20 protein-coding genes and 1 tRNA gene are annotated in these 20466 nt (G+C 45.4%); 20 read left to right on the top strand and 1 reads right to left on the bottom strand.

Going from position 1 to position 20466, the window contains the following annotated elements:
- The first annotated feature begins 52 nt into the window (after window positions 1–52).
- The 16 genes from gyrA (at window position 53) to QNM19_RS06385 (ending at window position 14168) form a co-directional block, all read left to right on the top strand.
- Window positions 53–2716, top strand: coding sequence for a DNA topoisomerase (ATP-hydrolyzing) subunit A (gene gyrA / locus QNM19_RS06460; protein WP_284026490.1), 2664 nt, complete (start codon window positions 53–55; stop codon window positions 2714–2716).
- Between the two features lie 146 nt (window positions 2717–2862).
- Complete coding sequence (gene serC, locus QNM19_RS06455) at window positions 2863–3945, top strand: 3-phosphoserine/phosphohydroxythreonine transaminase (protein WP_049866294.1); 1083 nt, start codon at window positions 2863–2865, stop codon at window positions 3943–3945.
- Window positions 3945–5222: a 3-phosphoshikimate 1-carboxyvinyltransferase gene (gene aroA / locus QNM19_RS06450; protein ID WP_049866295.1), complete on the top strand. Its 1278-nt coding sequence runs from the start codon at window positions 3945–3947 to the stop codon at window positions 5220–5222. Before serC ends, aroA begins: the two co-directional genes overlap by 1 nt.
- Before the next feature lie 215 nt (window positions 5223–5437).
- Window positions 5438–6145 carry a (d)CMP kinase gene (gene cmk, locus QNM19_RS06445; RefSeq protein WP_049866296.1) on the top strand — a complete coding sequence of 236 codons (708 nt, stop codon included), beginning with the start codon at window positions 5438–5440 and terminating at the stop codon, window positions 6143–6145.
- A 94-nt stretch (window positions 6146–6239) separates the two neighbouring features.
- A complete protein-coding gene (rpsA, locus tag QNM19_RS06440; protein ID WP_125717586.1) occupies window positions 6240–7907 on the top strand; it encodes a 30S ribosomal protein S1 in 1668 nt (555 codons plus the stop codon).
- Window positions 7908–7965: 58 nt separating this feature from the next.
- Window positions 7966–8256 carry an integration host factor subunit beta gene (gene ihfB / locus QNM19_RS06435; protein WP_010384523.1) on the top strand — a complete coding sequence of 97 codons (291 nt, stop codon included), beginning with the start codon at window positions 7966–7968 and terminating at the stop codon, window positions 8254–8256.
- A 15-nt stretch (window positions 8257–8271) separates the two neighbouring features.
- Window positions 8272–8535 carry a lipopolysaccharide assembly protein LapA domain-containing protein gene (locus QNM19_RS06430; RefSeq protein WP_082225503.1) on the top strand — a complete coding sequence of 88 codons (264 nt, stop codon included), beginning with the start codon at window positions 8272–8274 and terminating at the stop codon, window positions 8533–8535.
- A complete protein-coding gene (lapB, locus tag QNM19_RS06425; protein WP_049865351.1) occupies window positions 8532–9695 on the top strand; it encodes a lipopolysaccharide assembly protein LapB in 1164 nt (387 codons plus the stop codon). The genes QNM19_RS06430 and lapB overlap by 4 nt, the downstream gene beginning before the upstream one ends.
- Before the next feature lie 35 nt (window positions 9696–9730).
- Window positions 9731–10441 (top strand): orotidine-5'-phosphate decarboxylase, encoded by a 711-nt coding sequence (gene pyrF, locus QNM19_RS06420; RefSeq protein WP_049865352.1) that lies wholly within the window; start codon window positions 9731–9733, stop codon window positions 10439–10441.
- 222 nt (window positions 10442–10663) lie between these two features.
- A complete protein-coding gene (locus QNM19_RS06415) occupies window positions 10664–11077 on the top strand; it encodes a UBA domain-containing protein (RefSeq protein ID WP_049865353.1) in 414 nt (137 codons plus the stop codon).
- 298 nt (window positions 11078–11375) lie between these two features.
- Complete coding sequence (locus QNM19_RS06410) at window positions 11376–11813, top strand: nucleoside deaminase (protein ID WP_049865354.1); 438 nt, start codon at window positions 11376–11378, stop codon at window positions 11811–11813.
- A gap of 184 nt (window positions 11814–11997) precedes the next feature.
- Entirely contained in the window at window positions 11998–12369 is a 372-nt protein-coding gene (locus tag QNM19_RS06405; protein ID WP_049865355.1) for a hypothetical protein, read from the top strand.
- A gap of 131 nt (window positions 12370–12500) precedes the next feature.
- Window positions 12501–12591: transfer RNA gene (locus QNM19_RS06400), tRNA-Ser, on the top strand.
- Window positions 12592–12642: 51 nt separating this feature from the next.
- Entirely contained in the window at window positions 12643–13008 is a 366-nt protein-coding gene (locus tag QNM19_RS06395; RefSeq protein ID WP_049865356.1) for a hypothetical protein, read from the top strand.
- A gap of 176 nt (window positions 13009–13184) precedes the next feature.
- Window positions 13185–13802: an FKBP-type peptidyl-prolyl cis-trans isomerase gene (locus QNM19_RS06390; RefSeq protein WP_049865357.1), complete on the top strand. Its 618-nt coding sequence runs from the start codon at window positions 13185–13187 to the stop codon at window positions 13800–13802.
- A 57-nt stretch (window positions 13803–13859) separates the two neighbouring features.
- Window positions 13860–14168: a hypothetical protein gene (locus QNM19_RS06385; protein WP_049865358.1), complete on the top strand. Its 309-nt coding sequence runs from the start codon at window positions 13860–13862 to the stop codon at window positions 14166–14168.
- A gap of 113 nt (window positions 14169–14281) precedes the next feature.
- Here the strand turns inward: QNM19_RS06385 and QNM19_RS06380 are convergent, their stop codons facing one another.
- Complete coding sequence (locus QNM19_RS06380; RefSeq protein ID WP_049865359.1) at window positions 14282–16702, bottom strand: methyl-accepting chemotaxis protein; 2421 nt, start codon at window positions 16700–16702, stop codon at window positions 14282–14284.
- A gap of 169 nt (window positions 16703–16871) precedes the next feature.
- Here QNM19_RS06380 and QNM19_RS06375 point away from each other — a divergent pair, with 169 nt between their 5' ends.
- From QNM19_RS06375 to QNM19_RS06360, 4 genes are all read left to right on the top strand, one after another.
- Window positions 16872–17864, top strand: coding sequence for a cytochrome-c peroxidase (locus QNM19_RS06375; protein WP_049865360.1), 993 nt, complete (start codon window positions 16872–16874; stop codon window positions 17862–17864).
- A 12-nt stretch (window positions 17865–17876) separates the two neighbouring features.
- The gene (locus QNM19_RS06370; protein ID WP_049865361.1) at window positions 17877–18482 is read left to right on the top strand and encodes a cupredoxin domain-containing protein; all 606 of its coding nucleotides are present in this window, start codon (window positions 17877–17879) and stop codon (window positions 18480–18482) included.
- 10 nt (window positions 18483–18492) lie between these two features.
- On the top strand, window positions 18493–19074 hold the full coding sequence (locus tag QNM19_RS06365) for a cytochrome P460 family protein (RefSeq protein ID WP_049865362.1): 582 nt from the start codon (window positions 18493–18495) through the stop codon (window positions 19072–19074).
- A gap of 147 nt (window positions 19075–19221) precedes the next feature.
- On the top strand, window positions 19222–20442 hold the full coding sequence (locus tag QNM19_RS06360; protein WP_049865363.1) for a glycoside hydrolase family 18 protein: 1221 nt from the start codon (window positions 19222–19224) through the stop codon (window positions 20440–20442).
- Window positions 20443–20466 lie beyond the last annotated feature (24 nt).

Raw genomic sequence — 20466 nt, 5'->3', positions numbered from 1 at the left:
ATGTCTATAGTGTGACACAAAAGGAAAAGACTCTGAAGGAAAGTGGTATTAAATGACTGATCTTGCCAATGAAATCCTCCCGGTCAATATCGAAGACGAATTGAAAAATTCCTATCTTGATTACGCGATGAGTGTCATCGTTGGACGTGCCTTACCAGACGTCCGTGATGGCCTGAAGCCTGTGCATCGTCGCGTACTATTCGCGATGAACGAGTTGCGTAACGACTGGAACAAACCTTATAAAAAATCAGCCCGTGTTGTGGGCGACGTGATCGGTAAATACCACCCACACGGTGATAGCGCAGTTTACGACACCATTGTTCGTATGGCTCAGCCGTTTTCACTACGTTATATGCTGGTGGATGGCCAGGGTAACTTTGGTTCAGTCGATGGTGACTCAGCGGCGGCAATGCGTTATACCGAAGTACGTATGGCAAAAATGTCTCATGAGCTGCTGGCAGATCTGGACAAAGAAACCGTAGATTATGTGCCAAACTATGATGGCACTGAGCAAATTCCTGACGTGTTACCGACAAAAGTACCTAACCTGCTGGTCAATGGTTCTTCGGGTATCGCGGTTGGTATGGCGACAAACATCCCACCTCATAACCTGACTGAAGTGATCAATGGTTGTCTGGCTGTGATTCAAAATCCAGATATTACGATTGATGAGCTAATTGATTATATTCCGGGACCTGATTTCCCGACTGCGGCTATCATCAATGGTAAGAAAGGCATAGAGCAAGCATACAAAACCGGTCGCGGTAAAGTGTATATCCGTGCCCGTGCTGAAATCGAAACCGATGAAAAAACCGGTAAAGAAACCATCATCGTCAATGAGATCCCATATCAGGTCAACAAAGCACGCTTGATTGAAAAAATCGCGGAGCTGGTGAAAGATAAAAAGGTTGAAGGGATCAGTGCACTACGTGATGAGTCTGACAAAGACGGTATGCGTATTGTTATTGAGATTAAGCGTGGTGAAGTGGGCGAGGTTGTACTGAACAACCTGTATGCTCAGACTCAGCTGCAAACTGTGTTTGGTATTAACATGGTTGCGCTGGATAACAATCAGCCGAAGTGTTTCAACCTTAAAGAAATGCTTGAGGCCTTTATTGTCCACCGTCGTGAAGTTGTAACTCGCCGTACGGTATACGACTTGCGCAAAGCGCGCGATCGCGCGCACACGCTGGAAGGTCTGGCAATTGCACTAGCCAATATTGACCCAATCATTGAGCTTATCCGTAAGTCACCGACTCCAGCAGAAGCGAAAGCTGCATTGACATCTCGTCCGTGGGAGTTGGGTTCAGTGCGTCCAATGCTTGAGCGTGCCGGTGAAGAAAATGTCGCGCGTCCAGACTGGCTTGATGCTGAGCTGGGGATCCGTGATGGCCAGTATTACCTGTCTGAGCAACAGGCCCAGGCTATTCTTGATTTACGCTTACACAAGCTAACAGGCCTGGAGCACGAAAAGATCCTTGGCGAATATCAGGAGCTACTGGATCTCATTGCTGAATTACTCTTTATTTTGTCTTCACCTGATCGTCTGATGGAAGTGATCCGCGACGAATTGGCAGAGATCAAAGAAAACTATGGTGACGAGCGCCGTACTGAGATTTCAGCAGCAGCACATGACATCAGCCTGGAAGATCTGATCAACGAAGAAGACGTAGTTGTCACCTTGTCACACGAAGGTTATGTAAAGTATCAGCCTCTGTCTGATTACGAAGCACAGCGTCGTGGTGGTAAAGGTAAAGCAGCAACTAAGATGAAAGATGAAGACTTCATTGAACGTCTGCTGGTTGCAAATACCCACGATACAATTCTGTGTTTCTCAACATCAGGACGTTTGTACTGGTTGAAAGTGTACCAGTTGCCACTGGCATCTCGTGCCGCGCGTGGTAAGCCGATAGTAAACTTATTACCGCTTGAAGCAGATGAGCGTATCACTACTATTTTGCCGGTCAAACAATACGAAGACGATAAGTTTGTATTGATGGCTACGGCCAATGGCGTTGTGAAGAAGACCCCATTAACCGCCTACAGCCGTCAGCGTGCAAGCGGTATTATCGCCATTAACCTGAATGACGGTGATAATCTGATTGGTGCGGACATCACAGATGGTAATAACGACATCATGTTGTTCACCGATCATGGTAAAGTCGTACGCTTCAATGAGAAGCTGCGCGACTCAGAAACCGGTGAAATAAAAATTGATCCTGAAACGGGTGAAGAAATGCTGGCCTTACGCCCCATGGGTCGTACCGCAACCGGTGTGCGTGGTATTAAGATGCCGGATGACGTCAAAGTGGTGTCATTGATTGTACCTAAGAATGACGGCGCTATTCTGACGGTCACTGAAAATGGTTACGGCAAGCGTACACCACTTGAAGAGTACCCGGCTAAGAGCCGTGCAACGCAAGGGGTTGTTTCAATCAAGGTCACAGACCGTAACGGTCGAGTTGTTGGTGCAGTACAGGTTCAGGACAATGACGAGATCATGCTGATTTCTAATCGTGGTACTCTGGTTCGCACCCGCGTCAATGAGGTCTCGACGGTTGGGCGTAACACCCAGGGTGTTATCCTGATCAGAACGGTTGACGACGAGCAGGTAGTTGGTTTACAACGTATCGAAGAGATTGAAATTGACGACACCCTGGAAGGGGAAGCAGAGCTTGTTGAAACGCCTGACACTGATGAACAGGCACCAGAGTAATCTGGTTCAATATAAAAAAGCGGCTTAGGCCGCTTTTTTATTCTCCGACGCATATATTCTGGGCGCACAACATCACACAATGTGTGTCCGTTAAAAATAAATAAGCACACTGCCTGGTGCAGTATAAAAACTGGAATGAGGAAACTATGAGCGTTTATAACTTTTGTGCAGGACCTGCGATGTTGCCACCTGCTGTTATGAAAAAAGCCCAACAGGAATTTATTAACTGGCAAAATTTAGGGGTCTCTGTGATGGAGATCAGTCACCGCTCCGCGCCGTTTTTAGAGCTAGCGCGAGAATGCGAGGCGAGCTTGCGCCGTCTGATGAATATCTCAGATGAGTTCGAGGTCCTGTTTATGCACGGAGGTGGTCGTGGCCACTTTGCCGCAGTTCCGTTGAACCTACATCAGGACGATGCGCCCGGTGTATACATCGAGAACGGCATTTGGTCCTGCGGGGCGACTAAAGAAGGCCAGAAGTTCACACAAGTTGAGTCCATTGATATACGTCGGGATCAGAATGGCACCTTTGATGTCTTGCCTGTCTCACAGTGGGACTTACCCGAAAATGCAGCATATATTCACTACTGTCCTAATGAAACCATTGATGGTATTGAGTTGTTTGATGTGCCAAAGCACCCAACAGCGCCAATCGTTGCGGACATGTCATCAAACATTTTGTCGCGCGAAATGAACGTGGATGACTTTGATTTAATTTATGCGGGCGCACAGAAGAATATCGGTCCGTCAGGCCTGAGTATTGCGATTGTACGTAAGACATTGCTTGAGCGTAAAGGACTGCCAAGGCCCGCTATCCTTGATTACGCCATTGAAGCAAAGCAGCAGAGTATGTACAACACGCCACCCACTTTTGCCTGGTACCTGGCTGCTGAAGTATTCAAGTATCTTGAATCAATTGGTGGCGTTAAAGCTATGGAAGCACATAACAAAGAAAAAGCCGCGCTTTTATATGATTACATTGATGGTTCCTCATTCTACCTCAACAAGGTGGCTAAACACTGTCGTTCTTTGATGAACGTACCGTTTTGGCTACATGATGAATCTCTTAACGAGCAGTTTTTGGCACAAGCCGAGGACAATGGCTTGATCGCTTTAGAAGGTCACCGCTTCGTAGGTGGCATGCGTGCCAGTATTTACAATGCCATGCCCATTGAAGGCATTAAAGCATTGATCGCTTTCATGGATAAGTTTGCCAAGGAGAACAGCTAATGGAACAGCTTAGATTAAGCGCCATAGATAAAGTTAATGGTAGTGTTACGCTGCCGGGCTCGAAAAGTTTGTCGAATCGCGTGTTATTGCTGGCTGCGTTGTGCGATGGTGTTACGCAAGTGAATAACTTGCTCGATAGTGATGATATTCGCCATATGTTACTTGCGCTTGCAGAAATGGGCGTAAAGGTTGAGTTGAACGAAGACAAAACGTCAGCCCATGTTTATGGCCAAGGCGGGCGTTTTAAAACGCCATCGGAAGCGTTGTTTCTGGGTAATGCTGGTACAGCTTTCAGACCACTAACAGCGGTACTAGCAGCAAGTCAGGGTCAATTTACCCTGATTGGCGAACCCAGAATGGAAGAGCGACCTATCGGCCATCTTGTCGATGCGCTACATGCGTTGGGCGCAGATATTAAATATCTAAAAAATAAGGACTATCCACCGTTACAGATTAATGGTGACGCAATCGAGGGTGGCGAAGTAGAAATTGACGGCAGTATATCAAGTCAGTTTTTAACCGCATTGCTGATGGCTGCCCCTTTGTTTGTTAAAGACAGCACAATTCGCATAAAAGGGGAGTTGGTTTCCAAGCCTTATATTGATATTACACTCGGTGTTATGGCGCAGTTTGGTGTGTCCGTTAGTCATGATAACTATCAGGTATTTCATGTTAAAGGTCAGCAAGGGTACGTTTCCCCTGGCAGCATTATGGTGGAAGGTGATGCCTCATCGGCGTCTTATTTTATTGCCGCTGCAGCCATAGCGGGCGGTGAGATTGAAATCAATGGTGTCGGACGTAAGAGTGTCCAGGGCGACATTGGTTTTGCTTCTGTGATGGAGCAGGTGGGTGCCGATATTGACTGGCATGATGAAAAGCTTGTTGTCCGCAAGGGTGAGTTAAACGGCGTTGATATTGACGCCAATGCCATTCCGGATGCCGCAATGACACTGGCAACTGTTGCTTTGTTTGCAAAAGGTAAAACGGCTATTCGTAATATCTACAACTGGCGTGTTAAAGAAACAGATCGCCTGTATGCCATGGCAACGGAGCTTAAAAAAGTAGGTGCAGAGGTGACAGAAGGGCATGATTTCATCGAAATTACTCCGCCTGAGACTTTCAATCTGGCCGAGATCGATACCTATAATGATCACCGTATTGCGATGTGTTTTTCTATGGTAGCTGTGGGTGGTGTCGACGTGATCATTAATGACCCTGGCTGTACCGCAAAAACCTTCCCGACTTACTTCGACGTTCTGTCTTCCGTCAGTCAATAATGGTTGCTAGCTCGAGTGGAGTTTCCTACCGAGCTACGCAATTCTATAAGGGCAGGCAGCGCTTGATTAGTCTAGCTGTCGGCCCTTTAAGTTCCTGCCTGCTACCTTGCGTAAATTTTTAATCAAACAAAAAGTTACATGTCAATAAGGATCTATTCAGCAAACTTGCGTATAATACCGCAGTTAATTTTTGGTGTGCATTTCGGGAGGTTTAAATGCAGGCTGTCATGCCAGTAATCACCGTAGACGGCCCAAGCGGCTCGGGCAAAGGAACGGTTTGTCGTTTATTAGCTGAAAAGCTTGATTGGGACGTGTTGGATAGTGGCGCAATTTATCGCGTTTTGTCTTTGGCTGCTATTCATCATCACATTGCACTCGATAATGAAGAGGCTTTAGTGCCTCTCGCCGCAAATTTGGACGTTCAGTTTCCGATAGACGGTGAGACGAAAAAAATCAGAGTGATCCTTGAGGGGGAGGACGTCACCCACACGATCCGCAACGAAGAAGTCGGTGCAGCAGCGTCTAAAATCGCTGCATTGCCTCGGGTTCGTGAAGCTTTATTGCGTCGCCAGAGGGCTTTCCGTAGCGAAAGAGGCCTGATCGCGGATGGCAGAGATATGGGAACGGTTGTTTTCCCGCAAGCTGAACTAAAAATTTATTTAACAGCCAGCGCGCAAGAACGTGCAAGACGTCGTTATCTGGAGTTGAAGGATAAAGGGCTGGATGTTACACTAGATGGTCTTTTAAGCGAGATTGAAGCTCGCGATGATCGAGATATGAACCGTGAGGTCGCGCCTTTGGTGCCGGCAGACGATGCTATCGTGCTCGATACAACGGAATTAGATGCGGAACAGGTGTTTGCGAAAGTCTCGGCTTTAGTTCAGGACACCATTGCTGCTGGCAAGTTACCTGCATCAAACTAGATTTTTACTGCGTTGGCAGGACGCCGACGTTATATCAACCACCCCATGCAGCATGGTTGCTAATTGGAATGTTTATTTATGAGACGTATTTAGTATGTCAGAAAATTTTGCGCAGTTATTTGAAGAAAGCCTAAAGGGTTTTGAAGCAGAGCAAGGCTCTATCGTTAAAGGTACTGTTATCTCAATCGAGAACAACATTGTTCTTGTTGATGCTGGCCTTAAGTCTGAAAGTGCAATCCCTGCAGAGCAATTCAAAAATGCTGCTGGTGAACTAGAAGTTGCTGTTGGCGACGAAGTAGATGTGGCACTTGACGCAATCGAAGATGGTTTCGGTGAAACTATCCTTTCTCGTGAGAAAGCGAAGCGTCACGAAGCTTGGATCCGCCTTGAGAAAGCTTGTGAAGAACAAGAAACTGTTGTTGGTGTTATCAACGGTAAAGTTAAAGGTGGTTTCACTGTTGAAGTTGATTCAATCCGTGCATTCCTACCTGGTTCACTTGTTGACGTTCGTCCAGTACGCGACACAACACACCTTGAAGGTAAAGAGCTTGAGTTCAAAGTAATCAAGCTTGACCAGAAGCGTAACAACGTAGTTGTTTCTCGTCGTGCTGTTATTGAGTCTGAAAACTCACAAGAGCGTGAAGAGCTGCTGGCTAACCTTGTTGAAGGTCAAGAAGTTAAAGGTATCGTTAAGAACCTTACAGACTACGGTGCATTCGTAGATCTGGGCGGTGTTGACGGCCTACTTCACATCACTGACATGGCTTGGAAGCGCGTTAAGCACCCAAGTGAAATCGTAAATGTTGGTGACGAGATCGCAGTTAAAGTACTTAAGTTCGACAAAGAGAAGACTCGTGTTTCTCTAGGTCTTAAGCAACTTGGCGAAGATCCTTGGGCAGCTATCGCTGGTCGTTACCCAGAAGGCGCTAAGCTAACTGGTCGTGTTACTAACCTAACTGACTACGGTTGTTTCGTTGAAATCGAAGAAGGCGTAGAAGGTCTGGTACACGTATCTGAAATGGACTGGACTAACAAGAACATCCACCCTTCAAAAGTTGTTTCACTAGGTGACACTGTTGAAGTTATGGTTCTTGAAATCGACGAAGAGCGTCGTCGTATTTCTCTAGGTCTTAAGCAGTGTAAAGCTAACCCTTGGCAGGAATTTGCTCGTCTACAGAACAAAGGCGACCAAGTTACTGGTAAGATCAAGTCTATCACTGATTTCGGTATCTTCATCGGTCTTGACGGTGGTATCGACGGTCTTGTACACCTGTCTGACATTTCTTGGAACACGCCTGGCGAAGAAGCTGTACGTGAATACAAGAAAGGCGACGAGATCTCTGCAATCGTTCTTCAGGTTGACCCAGAGCGTGAGCGTATCTCACTAGGCGTTAAGCAAATCGAAGCTGATCCTTTCAATAACTACCTAGACGCAAACAAAAAAGGTGCTATTGTTAAAGGTAAAGTGACAGACGTTGACGCGAAAGGCGCAACTGTTGAGCTTATCGAAGGCGTTGAAGGTTACATCCGTGTTGCTGACATCGCACAAGAGCGCATCGAAGACGCAACTAGCGTTGTTTCTGCAGGCGACGAAATCGAAGCTAAATTTGTAGGTGTTGATCGTAAGAACCGTACTATCAGCCTATCTGTTAAAGCTATCTTCGAAGCTGAAGAGAAAGAAGCGCTTGAGAAGCTGAAGAAAGAAGAGCCAGCATTTGAAAATGCAATGGCTGCAGCTTTCAAAAACGCTCAAAAAGACTAATATTCAGTCTTAAATAGAAGGGCACTTTTGCCCTTCTTTTTTATCTAAAGGAAACGCTATGACAAAGTCAGAACTAATCGAAAAACTTGCTGAGCAACATATTCACGTCCCAGTCAAAGACGTTGAGAATGCGGTAAAAGAGATTTTAGAGCAGATGGCAGGTTCACTTTCAAGCTCAGATCGTATCGAAATCCGCGGCTTTGGCAGCTTTTCTCTCCACTATCGCTCACCTCGTACTGGTCGCAACCCGAAAACAGGTGAAACCGTTGAGCTGGATGGGAAGTACGTACCTCACTTTAAGCCTGGTAAAGAGCTTCGTGACCGCGTGAACGCCAGTCTAGAAAACTGATTAATGAGGTAACGTTTGATCCAGGTAGTAAGAAAAGGATTATTTTTGATACTGGTGATAATCGCTTTTGTGTTGGGTACTCAAAATCCAGCCATAGTAAAAGTTGACTATATCATCGCCAGTTCAGAGGTACCGTTGGCCAGTTTAATAAGCTTATGTGTTGTATTTGGTTTAGTGCTAGGGCTGTTACTGAGCATTGGCAAGATAACACAGTTAAAGAGGCAAATTCGCCAACAGCAGAGAGTTAATCAATCGATACAAGCGCAAAGCAGTAAATGATTGAGTTACTTTTCCTATTGCTTCCGGTAGCAGCTGCTTATGGCTATGTCATGGGGAAAAACAGTGCTAAAAATCAAGCCCATGAACAAAATCGGAAAATTACCTCAGAATACAGCAAAGGGTTAAAGTTTCTTTTAGATAGAGAAGAAGATCAGGGCCTTGAACACCTGATTAAGTTACTAGAGGTGAGTGCTGATTCTGTTGAGCACTACCTCATACTCGCCACCTTATTCCGCAAAAGAGGTGAGCTCGACCGAGCCATCCGGATCCATGAACTGCTTCTAAAACAACCCAGTCTGGACATACAGGTTATTCAATCCTGTAAATTAGCGCTCGCCGAAGATTACATTATGGCGGGTTTACTGGACAGTGCAGAGGAGCATTTGGTCGAGTTGGTTAAAGCGGATTATGAAGAGGCTTTGACGCCCATCATACAGCTTTATTCGCAAACCCGGGAATGGCAAAAGGGCGTGAATATGTATGAGAGTCATGCCGAGCTATTTACCGAACAAATTTACTGCGCTGCAATTGCTAACTTTTATTGTGAAGCCGCACTAGAAAACCAGACAGTTGAACAAGACTCTGAAGATTATCTTACTGATTACCTTGAGCGCGCACTTAAATTGCCGAGAACAACGATCAGACCGCTCTATGAGCTAGGGCATGATGCGCTTGGCAAAGAAGATAATGTCAAAGCTATTTACTATTGGCGTAAGCTGGTTTCACAGTTTCCCTGTGCCATCCCACTAGTGTTGCAAGACTTGCACGTATGCTATCAACGTCTCAATATCGAGCATGAATTTCATACACTAGTTAATGATTTACTGAAAACCAGTGGTGTGCTGGTAAAAATAAAGCATTGTGAGGGCTTGGTGGAAGCAGGGCATACTCAGCAAGCAGTAGATTATCTTACCGACAGTTTGAAGCGAGAGCCTTCAATTAGGGGCTTCAGTTTTCTATTGAAGTTACTCGCGACCAGGCAGGATAAGTTTCAGTCGGTATTAAATGAAGTCGACAATCTGGTGTCTGCTTACGTTGAAACAAAGCCAGACTACCAGTGCCGCAATTGTGGATTTACCAGTCACAAACTTTATTGGTTATGTCCCTCCTGTAAGTCTTGGGAATCCATTTTGCCAAGCCAGGGTGTGGACGGGTATTAAAACATCGATATTTTATAAGGCGAAATAGATCAACTATGTCAAACACAGAAATGAAAAAGGTGCTAATTGCACTGGATTACGACAATGAAGCTGCTGCGCTGGCGTTTGTATCCCAGCTTTCTCCTGATGAATGTCGTTTAAAAGTCGGAAAGGAAATGTTTACCTATTTCGGCCCTCAGTTTGTCTCTAAGCTTATTGACAAAGGGTTTGACGTGTTTCTTGATTTGAAGTTTCATGACATTCCAAATACAGTTGCAAAGGCGGTAACAGCTGCTGCAGAGCTAGGAGTGTGGATGGTCAATGTGCACGCCAGCGGTGGCACTGAAATGATGAGCAAAGCGAAACAAGCACTGGAAGCCTACGGTGATAAAGCACCTCTGCTGATTGCGGTTACTGTGTTGACCAGTATGGATCAGGCACAATTGAGCAAACTCGGTGTAGATAAGACCCCTCAGGAGCAGGTGGTGTATTTGGCAAAGCTCGCTAAAGAGTCAGGCCTCGATGGCGTTGTATGTTCAGCTCAGGAAGCGCAAACACTTAAGGCCGAATTGGGCAGTGACTTTTGTTTAGTAACACCAGGAATAAGACCTGCTGGCAGTGATGCAGGAGATCAGAAGCGCATCATGACACCAGAACTGGCGATAAAGTCAGGCAGTGATTATCTTGTTGTTGGCCGGCCTATCACTCAGGCTGCTGATCCCGTTCAGGCCCTGAGCGCTATCAACGAATCAATTAAGGGTTTGTAAACCTTGTCGCATTTCAGACCAGCTTGTGCCAGCTCGCTGGTCTCGCAGCCTTAACTAATTGGACTCGGTTACATTAATACTTCCCACTCTCACTTTTCGTCTCTACACCCTTTTGGGTTGGTACAAATTGGGGAAAAAACAGCCTTACTTAAACATACCTGCTACACTCATATTGTTACAAAAAGTTGACGTATTGTTGTTTTTTATAATCAAGGAGCAGATATGGACCAGCAACAAGTTGCCAATATAGTGTATGGCCTCGCCAATGGCATTGACCCTATCACAGGAGAAATCCTGCCAGCACAGTCGCCTTACAACCACCCCGATGTGATCAGAGCCCTTTTTCAGTCTTTGCAATGGCAGCCAAAGCAGAAAAAAGTAAAGAAAACCCTGGCTCAAAAGCAGCAGGATAACCTGGATAAAGGGTTGCCCGAGAATTATGGCTTGCCCTGGTCTGACGAAGATATAAAGCAGGTACTTGAGCAATATAAAGGGAGCGTAGAGATTGATAAAATCGCTATTACCCTGGCTCGTAAGCCGGGTTCAATCATTGCAGTATTGAATAAACAGGGTGTAATAGATGATTTTCAAGCTCAGCAGCTTAACCAAGCGTATAGATACCAGACTCCAAGGTAACTGGCATACCAGCCTAACAATTACGGGGATTAGTCTGGACTAGAACATTCTTATTTTATCCTCAATTGCGTGCTAATTTAATTAATACTGTGTTAGTTACACAGTTTTTAAACCGAGTAACAGCAATCTGGATATGACCGAACGAGTTAGATGCATGGCCTGTCGTTTGTGGAGAATAACGGTCTCGTTGAGCGCAAACCGCTGGCCACTGCGTGTGGCATCAAAGCCACAGGCTTTCTGTTCTGGACTGACATCGTGATTTATGCGGATTGGTATAGCCAACATCAGGAGTACAATGATGGACAAGTTTTTAGCTGCAGCCATTGAAGAAGCAAAGAAAGGGCTTGATACAGGTGGGATCCCCATCGGCTCTGTTCTGGTTCACAAAGGCCAGATAATCGGACGTGGTCACAATCAGAGGGTTCAGAAGGGCAGCACTGTCTTGCATGGTGAAATGGATGCGTTGGAAAATGCCGGGCGCCTCAGTGCATCCGTATATAAAGAATGCACTTTATATACGACACTGTCACCATGCCCCATGTGTTCCGGAACAATCTTGTTATATGGCATTCCTCATGTTGTGATTGGTGAAAACAAGAACTTTATGGGGAGCGAGACCTTGCTTGCAGAGCATGGCGTTAAGCTTGAAGTCCGTCAGGACTCTGAATGTATCAATATGATGAATGAGTTTATTAAAGCCCGTCCAGATTTATGGAATGAAGATATCGGTGAGTGAGTTATTTGTGCATCAAACGAAATAAATACATCGCTCAGTTGCGTCCACGGACCGATAAAATGATATCTGTTATTAAAAAGGGAACTTAGTGCACTAATTATTCGTCCTGCGGTTGTTTTGTGACCTGAATCTTTGTTAGGCTATTGTCTGGCAGTCTCAGAACACAATTATAAGAAGAATAGTAATGGGCAATCTATTTTTAAAAGAACGGGAGAATTGGTGGACCTGGATTGTTTGGGGTGTATTAGGGTGTATTTCAACAGGTATCATGCTGCCTCACATCAGTGAAGTTTGGCTGGCGCTGTTATCACCTGCCTGTTTTCTACTCATTTTAACCAGCTGGATGAACTATAGCCGGCGCTTTGATTTTAGTCGTGCGTTTAAAGTGCTCAGTTGCGTTGCTGTTATGTCAGTGATCCCTTTATTGTTGGAGCATCTTTATCCGGTGATAGACTCGACACAGGGGATTGTTGATATGGCATTGGTGATACTCATGTGTGTTGGTTTAAGCATCATAGGTGCATGGGTTGCGAGAAGACCTAAGCAGTATTATTAGCGAGTGTTCAATAATACTGCTGGTATCTCTTTGGGCGTATAAAAAGCAACCATTTGGCACGCGGGTTTTGCAAAAAACTGAATTAGGACTTTACTTTTTTATCTCAGCACCTTAGAATTCGCGCCAACAACGGAGAGATGGCTGAGTGGTTGAAAGCACCGGTCTTGAAAACCGGCATACGTTAATAGCGTATCTAGGGTTCAAATCCCTATCTCTCCGCCACCTCATTCCCAAAACCGCCTATACGGCGGTTTTTTTCGTTCGGAGGCAGTGATGACTAAACAGGTTGTTATTCATAGTTCGTTATGGGTGATCTTCAGTTTTTTCTATTTGAGCGGCTTGCAGGCTGCATTGGTGCTGGCAATTGACGGGCAAACGTACCCCAGTATCTGGATTACTTTGTTATATACCTTCGCTTTTAATTTGTTAGTCGGCCATATCATCACCAAGTACGAAAAGTTGCTGCCTATGATTGCCAGTGTGGTGATTGCTGCGTTTGGGGTCGTAGGTTTCGGTTGTTATTTTACAGAGCGGCTGGCAGGCTATAGCAACGAATTAATTATCGGGTTGACATTGAGCTTACCGTTTGCAACTTTCATCGTCAGAGAGTTTAAGCTTAAAAACCAAGATAAAGCCTAGCAAGACTAGGCTATCCAATCAAGCTGTGAGGTTGCATGGTAAGTGTGGCCTTTCCACTGAGCTGACTGACAGCGCCTTTGCGCGCTGTTTTATAAAGTTATTCACCTCCCTGTTAGTCATCAGTACGCTGTGATACACTGCCGCTTCTTTTAAACTGATAAATAAGTGGATCTAATATGTCAGATTTATTCAACACAGATGCTGAAAAGGCAAGTTATGGTATTGGTTTGCAAATGGGTGAACAGCTTAAGTCTAACCCATTTGAAGGTTTGAACCTGAACTCGGTATTCGAAGGTATGAAAGATGCCTACGCCGGTGAAGCATTCCGTGTAGAAATCCCTGAGATCCAGGCTGCATTCGAAAAAATCAATGCAGAAATTCAAAAGCGTCGTGAAGAAGAAGCCAAAGTACTGGCTGCTGAAGGCACTGCATTCCTGGAAGAAAATGCAAAGCGCGCTGAAATCACTGTAACTGAGTCTGGTCTGCAGTACGAAGTAATCGAAACCGGTGAGGGCGACAAGCCAGCTGCTGATTCTACAGTTCGTGTTCACTACCATGGCACACTGATCAACGGCACCGTATTCGACAGCTCTTACGAGCGCGGTCAGCCAGCTGAATTCCCGGTAAACGGCGTAATCAAAGGCTGGACTGAAGCACTACAGCTAATGCCTGTTGGCTCTAAGTGGCGTCTATACGTACCGCATGACCTTGCTTATGGTGAGCGCGGTGCTGGTGCTTCAATTGCACCATTCTCAACTCTGATTTTTGATGTTGAATTACTGGAAGTTCTTTAATTTCAGTACTAAGGCTGCTTAGTTTAGCAGCCTCTTTTATACTTAAAGGAGATAACCATGAAAAAACTATTACTACTACTTTTGCTCTTACCTAACCTTGTACTCGCTTCTAAGGAAACGTCTGGTACCGTTACGCTGTCAGGCGCTAACAACATCATTTTAGTCGATTTTAGCAAACCAAACTCTAGTTGTGGTTCACGTTACTATCTGCCGCTGAGCTCTGAGTATGAAAAGGCGCTATTTTCTATGCTACTAGCAGCACAAATGTCCGGAAAGAAGGTCTGGGCCAATGGTGCTGGTGACTGTCAGACGGGTTACCCTTACAGAAATGCTTATAAGCTAGTAAACATGAAGGTATATGACTAAAGCATGTAGCCTTTTTTACGCTTTTTTAAGCAGTATCCACAATCAATACAAGAGTTTGTGAGATACTGCATTAGGGTCAATAGACAAATCGCCTCTACTACGACATTTTTTCGTTACTCATCAAAAAATGCGTACAGTTGTTCCAATACTTTAGCCTGGTTAGCATCTCGTACATCGAACTCTAAGCCATAGTAGGCATGCTCATCTGAGCGATCTTCTTTTCTGATTACTTTGGCTGGTATTTTTAGTGGCTGCTGTTGCATATATTCGGAGTAATTTTTCTTTGGTTCGTACAGGGTCAGGACTACGGTACTGTTAATATCCAGCTCCTGGTTTAGCTGCTGACTCAAAATAACGCCACAACCAACACAGCTTAATTCCCGGGTAATCGTTGAATAGATCTGATCACCTGTTTCAATGTTGAGTTTTATTTTTGCTTCAACTCTGTCAGAGCGCCTTTTCTCGTGCTGTTGCTGAATATAAGAGTCTTTATCTTCATCGAAGAAGAAGCTGTCCATTAAGTTATTGACCAACTCTGACGTCTGATATAAATCCCCGCCAATCATAGAGACCATTTGGGCTTTTTCTGCATTTTGCTGGAGTGATGCAAACAAGTGTTGAAGTTTCAGCTGCATTTCAATCATCTGATCACTTTGACGGTTTGACCGATCGGCGATTTGCTCATTGGCGGAGACTATCCTGTCAATCGTGAGGGTCATGGCTTTCAGTGCCTGGCCACTTTCGTCAGAGCGCGTTTTACTAATATTGACCTGCTCTATGATATTAGTCATTAAATTGATGACATCCGACACTTTAGTCAGTAGTTGTGTAATGACCTGTCTGATTTCATCAGTGGAGGCGGCTGTGCGCTTTGCCAGGCTTCTGACTTCATCGGCAACAACCGCAAAGCCTCTGCCTTGTTCTCCAGCTCTGGCTGCTTCAATCGCGGCGTTCAGTGCGATCAGTGCCGTTTGATCTGCGACTGTTGAAATAGCATCTGTTACCGTTTCGATTTGCTCGCTGGCAGACTGTAACTCTCCGACTTCTTTGGAGGCAACCTCAACCACTTCGACTGTCCTGTTCATTTCTTCTAAATTACTGTTTACAGCTGCTATCCCTGAGTCGGCTTCCTGCCTGGCCTGGTCCAGGACGCCCTTGCTTTGTTCTATGGCGTTACTTGACTCGTGCAGCAGTTCCATAAAACAGTCAATAACCTGCATCACCTGGTTGTAACCGTCATTTTCGCTTTTCGCGACGGAGCTGATTTCGGTCGCAATTGCTGCAACCTGGTGCGCTGAATGTCCAACTTGCCTTGACTGCCGTCGGACTGTTGAAATAGTCGAAGACAACGACAGTGTCATATGATTAAAGCTTTCCGAAAGTTGATTTAATTCATCCTTATGGTGCATTGAGAAGTAGCTTTCTTTGGTCTGAAAGTTCCCGACGGAAATATTTTGCGCTCGCTCCAGCAGCAATTGGATACGTTGTTTGAGTTTGTTACTGAACAGCAGACTGATTGAACTGGCAATAATCACTGTGATCAGGGAAGCGATTGTAATGACGATAAACATATCGCTGAGTGCGGTTTCAACGGTGGTAATCCCATTTGCAGATACCTGAGCAACATGTGAGTTTAGTTCATTGAGTTGCGCAAAGATCTGTTTAGTCAACGGAGAAATCACTTCGCGTAAGTGCTTGGTGGCGAAGTTTGCATCCGGACTTGCTTGTTTCTCAAAGGCTAAAATCGTCAGTGGCGCAATTTTTTCCCGCTCTTCACTATAAGCGCTCCATTTCATCAGTTGAGCTTCACTGAACAACTCTTCGTAATCGTCCAGAATGGCGACAAACGCATCGCTGTTTGCAAACCAGGCTTGATCGAAACCGTCAATATTTTTTTGTTCCCTTGTCAACAGGAAGGCGCGTAACTCGGAGATCGCGGTTGCAAAGCTCATTTTTGAGTCAACCAGGAGCTTGAACAGTTCCATGCGCTCTTCGTCGGGATCTTCTTCAAGCTCGGACTCTATGAGCTCTGATAAGAGCCCTACCATAGACTCAGCCAGCGGTATAGCCTGGGTGACCAGAATTTTTACTGCGGGCTCGTTGTCTACAGTATTACTAATATCGGAGACAACTTGTTGCTCTGAATTCAGTTGGCGCAGGTTTTGTTCAATGGTACTTAAAATGCGATTTTCAAAGCCGGTTTGCTGCGCCAGTGCTTGTAATTGCGCAAAGTGCTTGTCGATATTGTTCCAGGCTGCTTGTCTGGCTGCGATGGAGTTGCGTCTTTCTTCGGGGCTGTTTCCTGTGATGATTTGTTCTTTCAAAGAAATCTGAGTTTCTAGTATCGCCATTCTTAAATCTGAATTCGCTTTCACCAGAGGTAATGACACCGATGAAAATTGCGTAAAGCTTTGTCCGATAGAGCCTGTATTCAGGTAGACGAAAAAATTACTGAAGATACCGAGCGACGTGATGATACCAAATGCAATTAACATTTGTATCGCGATACTTGGCACGATGCGTGATATATCCATTTGTTCTCACTTAATAAACTAGCACGAAGAAACTGCCCTGGCAGATAAGGCAATACTCATATAACAGGTGTTGCGTGATAGGGTTTATTTTTTTGCATTATCGAAAAATATAGTCAATCCTTGCTGTAGTTCAAAAATTAACCTTAACTTTGTTGTCGAAGGGGGGAAAATGAGCACGTTTAAAGTGGTTTTGATTGCAGCAATTTGCATAGCCAGCGTGAAAGCAGGGGCCAACGCTGATATGAACATAGGGGGGCTAGGCACCCCTGATAAAGATGACATTGAGTACCCGGATGACGAGGAGCCAAGCGATAGAGAGATCCTTTTGGGCAAAACGCTATTCTATGATACCCGGCTTTCGAGGCACCATAATCAGTCTTGCGCAACGTGCCATAACCCTGAATTGGGGTTCAGTGACGGTCTGGCCAAAGGCATTGGTAGTGGGGGAGATATTCTGGGTCGAAATGCGCCGCACTTGTATAACCTGGCTTGGTCTGTCACTTTCTTCTGGGACGGCAGAGCCGCTTCTTTGGAAGAACAAGCTTTGGGGCCTCTGGTATCTGATATGGAAATGCAAATGACCCCAAAAGATGTGGTCAAGCGTTTAAAAGACGTTAAGTTCTATCGGGACGAGTTTGCGCAAATTTATGGCGAGATTTCTTTTGAAAATGTCGGCCGGGCCATCGCCGCCTTTGAAAGAACCATCATCAGTGATAACTCGCCCTTTGACCAATATCTGGCGGGCAATAAATTTGCTATGTCACCTTCAGCAATCAGGGGCTTAAGTGTCTTTGTTGGCAAGGGGCGGTGTACCAAATGCCATGATGGTGAAAATTTTACAGACGATAGCTTCCATAATATCGGAATAGATAATAAAGATAACGGACGTTTCGAACTGGACAAAAGTGCGCAATTCAGAGGGGCATTTAAAACCCCGGGTTTAAGAAATATTATTATGAGTGCACCTTATATGCACGATGGTTCATTGGGCACGCTCGAAGAGGTCGTGGAGCACTATGATAAGGGTGCTGTGGGCACAAAAAATGTAAGCCCGCTCATTGTGCCACTCAACCTATCAACTCAGGAAAAGGCGGATTTGGTTGCCTTTATGGCCGCGTTGACCGATCCCGTTGTGATCCAACGACCAATCATTCCTCAATAAAGGAAAAACACCATGATTAAACGTATGCTAGCGCTGGGCCTGTGCATGGTTTTTAATGCACAGGCTGCCACACTAACCGGTGAACTTACTTTCGTTAAAAAGCCGCCTTTTGCAGGTATCTTGTATGCAAAAAATGGGGCAGGGCCTAAAGCTGCTGAACTGGACCAGGCGAATAAGGTGTTCGACAAAAAAGTGGTTGTGGTGGGTAAAAATGGTGAGATCACCTTTAAAAACTCAGATGAATTTCAGCATAATATTTTTGCCAATGATCCCAATTCAGGTGTTAAATTTGATGTGGGTTTGATGAATCAGGGTCAGACAACCAAAGTGTCTGCTGATTGGTCAGAAAACACACTGACTCGCATTGGGTGCAAAATCCATCCAAAAATGCGCAGTTACATTGCCAACGTGAATTCTGACACATACCAGGTACTGCCTTTCACGAAAAAACAAAAAACTTATACAATCGACTTAGACGCCGGATCTGCCAGCACGTTTGTGTTACAAATTCCTAAATATGAGCCGGTCGAGGTTACGCTTTCTCCTGGAGAAGCAAAGTCGGTAGAAGTGATGTACAAGGGAAAACTCAGAGCCAATTTAAGTTTAACTTTAAAATAAGGCGCAGCGTATGAAACGCGTTTTGCTATCGCTGGCGGCTGGTCTTATTGCTGCATCAGGCCAGGTCATTGCAGATCCATTTGGGGTTTACCCCTTTAAAATACCGCCACAGTATCAGGCTGAGCTGAGCGATTACCGTACAGACTGGACACGCGTAACGGGGTTTGAGCACTCAGGCCTACATTGGCAACAATTTATCGTCGTGTTTCTGAATAAAGATGTCAGAGTGTATGAAAGCAATTATCTGGAGTATTTGCGGCTCTATCAGGATTACGATGAGGATGAAGACGAAGAAGAGCCGGTGCCTAACTTTAAGTCTTATTCACCGGGCACGATTGTTTTGAAAGAGAATTTCTCTTCTCAGTTGGGGTCGCCCCATGAAGCTCTGACAATCACTATGATGATTAAACGTCAGCCAGGCTACTCGCCTACGCACGGTGATTGGGAATATGTGCAGTTCGATAAGCAAGGGAAAGTACTGCTAGCCGGTAAAGGCACGGATAGTGCAATACAAAAAGTGTGTGCCAGTTGCCACGAAAGTATCAAAGAGCGGGATTACATTTTTGCGAACTTTTATTCAAAGAGTAAGTGAATAATTGAGTATTACACTGACAAGGGCGCGCTAAAATGCGCAACAGTACGCGCCCGGGTGCAAGGCATTATTATAAATCTTCATTTTTAAATTTTTTGTTAACGTGATATTTGTTGTGTTTAATATTTATACAACATGGAGCACGTTATGTTTAAGAAAACCTGTCTAACTTTAGCTGTGGCTATATCTGGTCTCTCAATGCAGGCGGCCTGGGCACAAGACTCATTTTGCCCAAGGGTAGAAGGCTTTTACTCCACCTGGGATTATCCTGCGGGTGGTCAGCTGGATGTTCAGGATCTAGCCACTGATAAACTCACTCATATTATAGTGGCATTTGCCTATCCTAATGCCGATGGTACGCTGAACACGCTTGAGGCCGACCGCTATATTGATGACATTGTGGCACACGCGCACGCTAACAATACCGGTGTAATGATTTCAGTCGGCGGTGCCGGGGTTGACTTCCTGTCAATGGACGAACAGGCGCGAGCGAACCTGGTAAAAAACCTGGTTGCTTACGCTGAGCTACACAACCTGGACGGTATCGATGTCGACTGGGAAGACTGGAGTACCTACAACCAGCCAAACCCGGTTGAGAGTGGTTATTTGCTTAATCTGGTCAAAGACCTCAGAGCTGCATTACCCGCACACCTTGAAGTGAGCGTAGATGTTCAGGCTGGTGGCTGGTCTGGCATTAATTTTCATCCAGATCTGGATGAGCATGCCGATTATATTCGCTTTATGGCCTACGACTACACCGGAGGCTGGGGTGGCTCACCGAAAAACCATCACGCAGCCTGGTCGTATATCCATGATGGTCTGGTGAATCCTGCGCAATGGAGCCAGAGCATGATCACTAAGTACGACGTGAGTAAAACCAGTCTGGGGATCCCTTTTTATAACAAATCATTCCCTGATGGCGTCAGTGGCCCGGTGATAACGTACACAGCGCGTGAGATTGTAGAAACCTTTGTTGATGGGTTAGGTGTGGACTACAACGCAGGGTTCTATGAAATGGATAATTATCTGCACTTTTGGGAAACCCCTGAATTGGTTCGCACAAAATCGCAATTTGTTGCCGACAATGGCTATCCCGGCATTTTTATCTGGGAGCTCCATCAGGACGCACGCGGAGATAAGAATAAGTTGTTAGATGCCATTGGTGAGGTGCTACCTAAGTGTCAGCCTTGCAGTGACGCCTGGCAACCATACCCCAGTGTGTATCAAACAGGGGATGTTGTGAGTTTTGAAGGGAAAAACTGGCGTGTTAATGGAGGTCCATTACATGGTGTTGCACCCATGACTGAAGGTCATGCACACAGATATACCGAATTGGGTGCATGTCAGAATTATGTAGCAGCCCGATAAGGTTCAGCTGACATAAAAAAAGCC

It is taken from the genome of Pseudoalteromonas ardens (genome assembly GCF_030125445.1).
GTDB classification, from domain to species: domain Bacteria; phylum Pseudomonadota; class Gammaproteobacteria; order Enterobacterales; family Alteromonadaceae; genus Pseudoalteromonas; species Pseudoalteromonas ardens.
The sequence above is the reverse complement of the archived record's forward strand: the minus strand, read 5'-3'. Positions and strand labels throughout refer to the sequence as shown.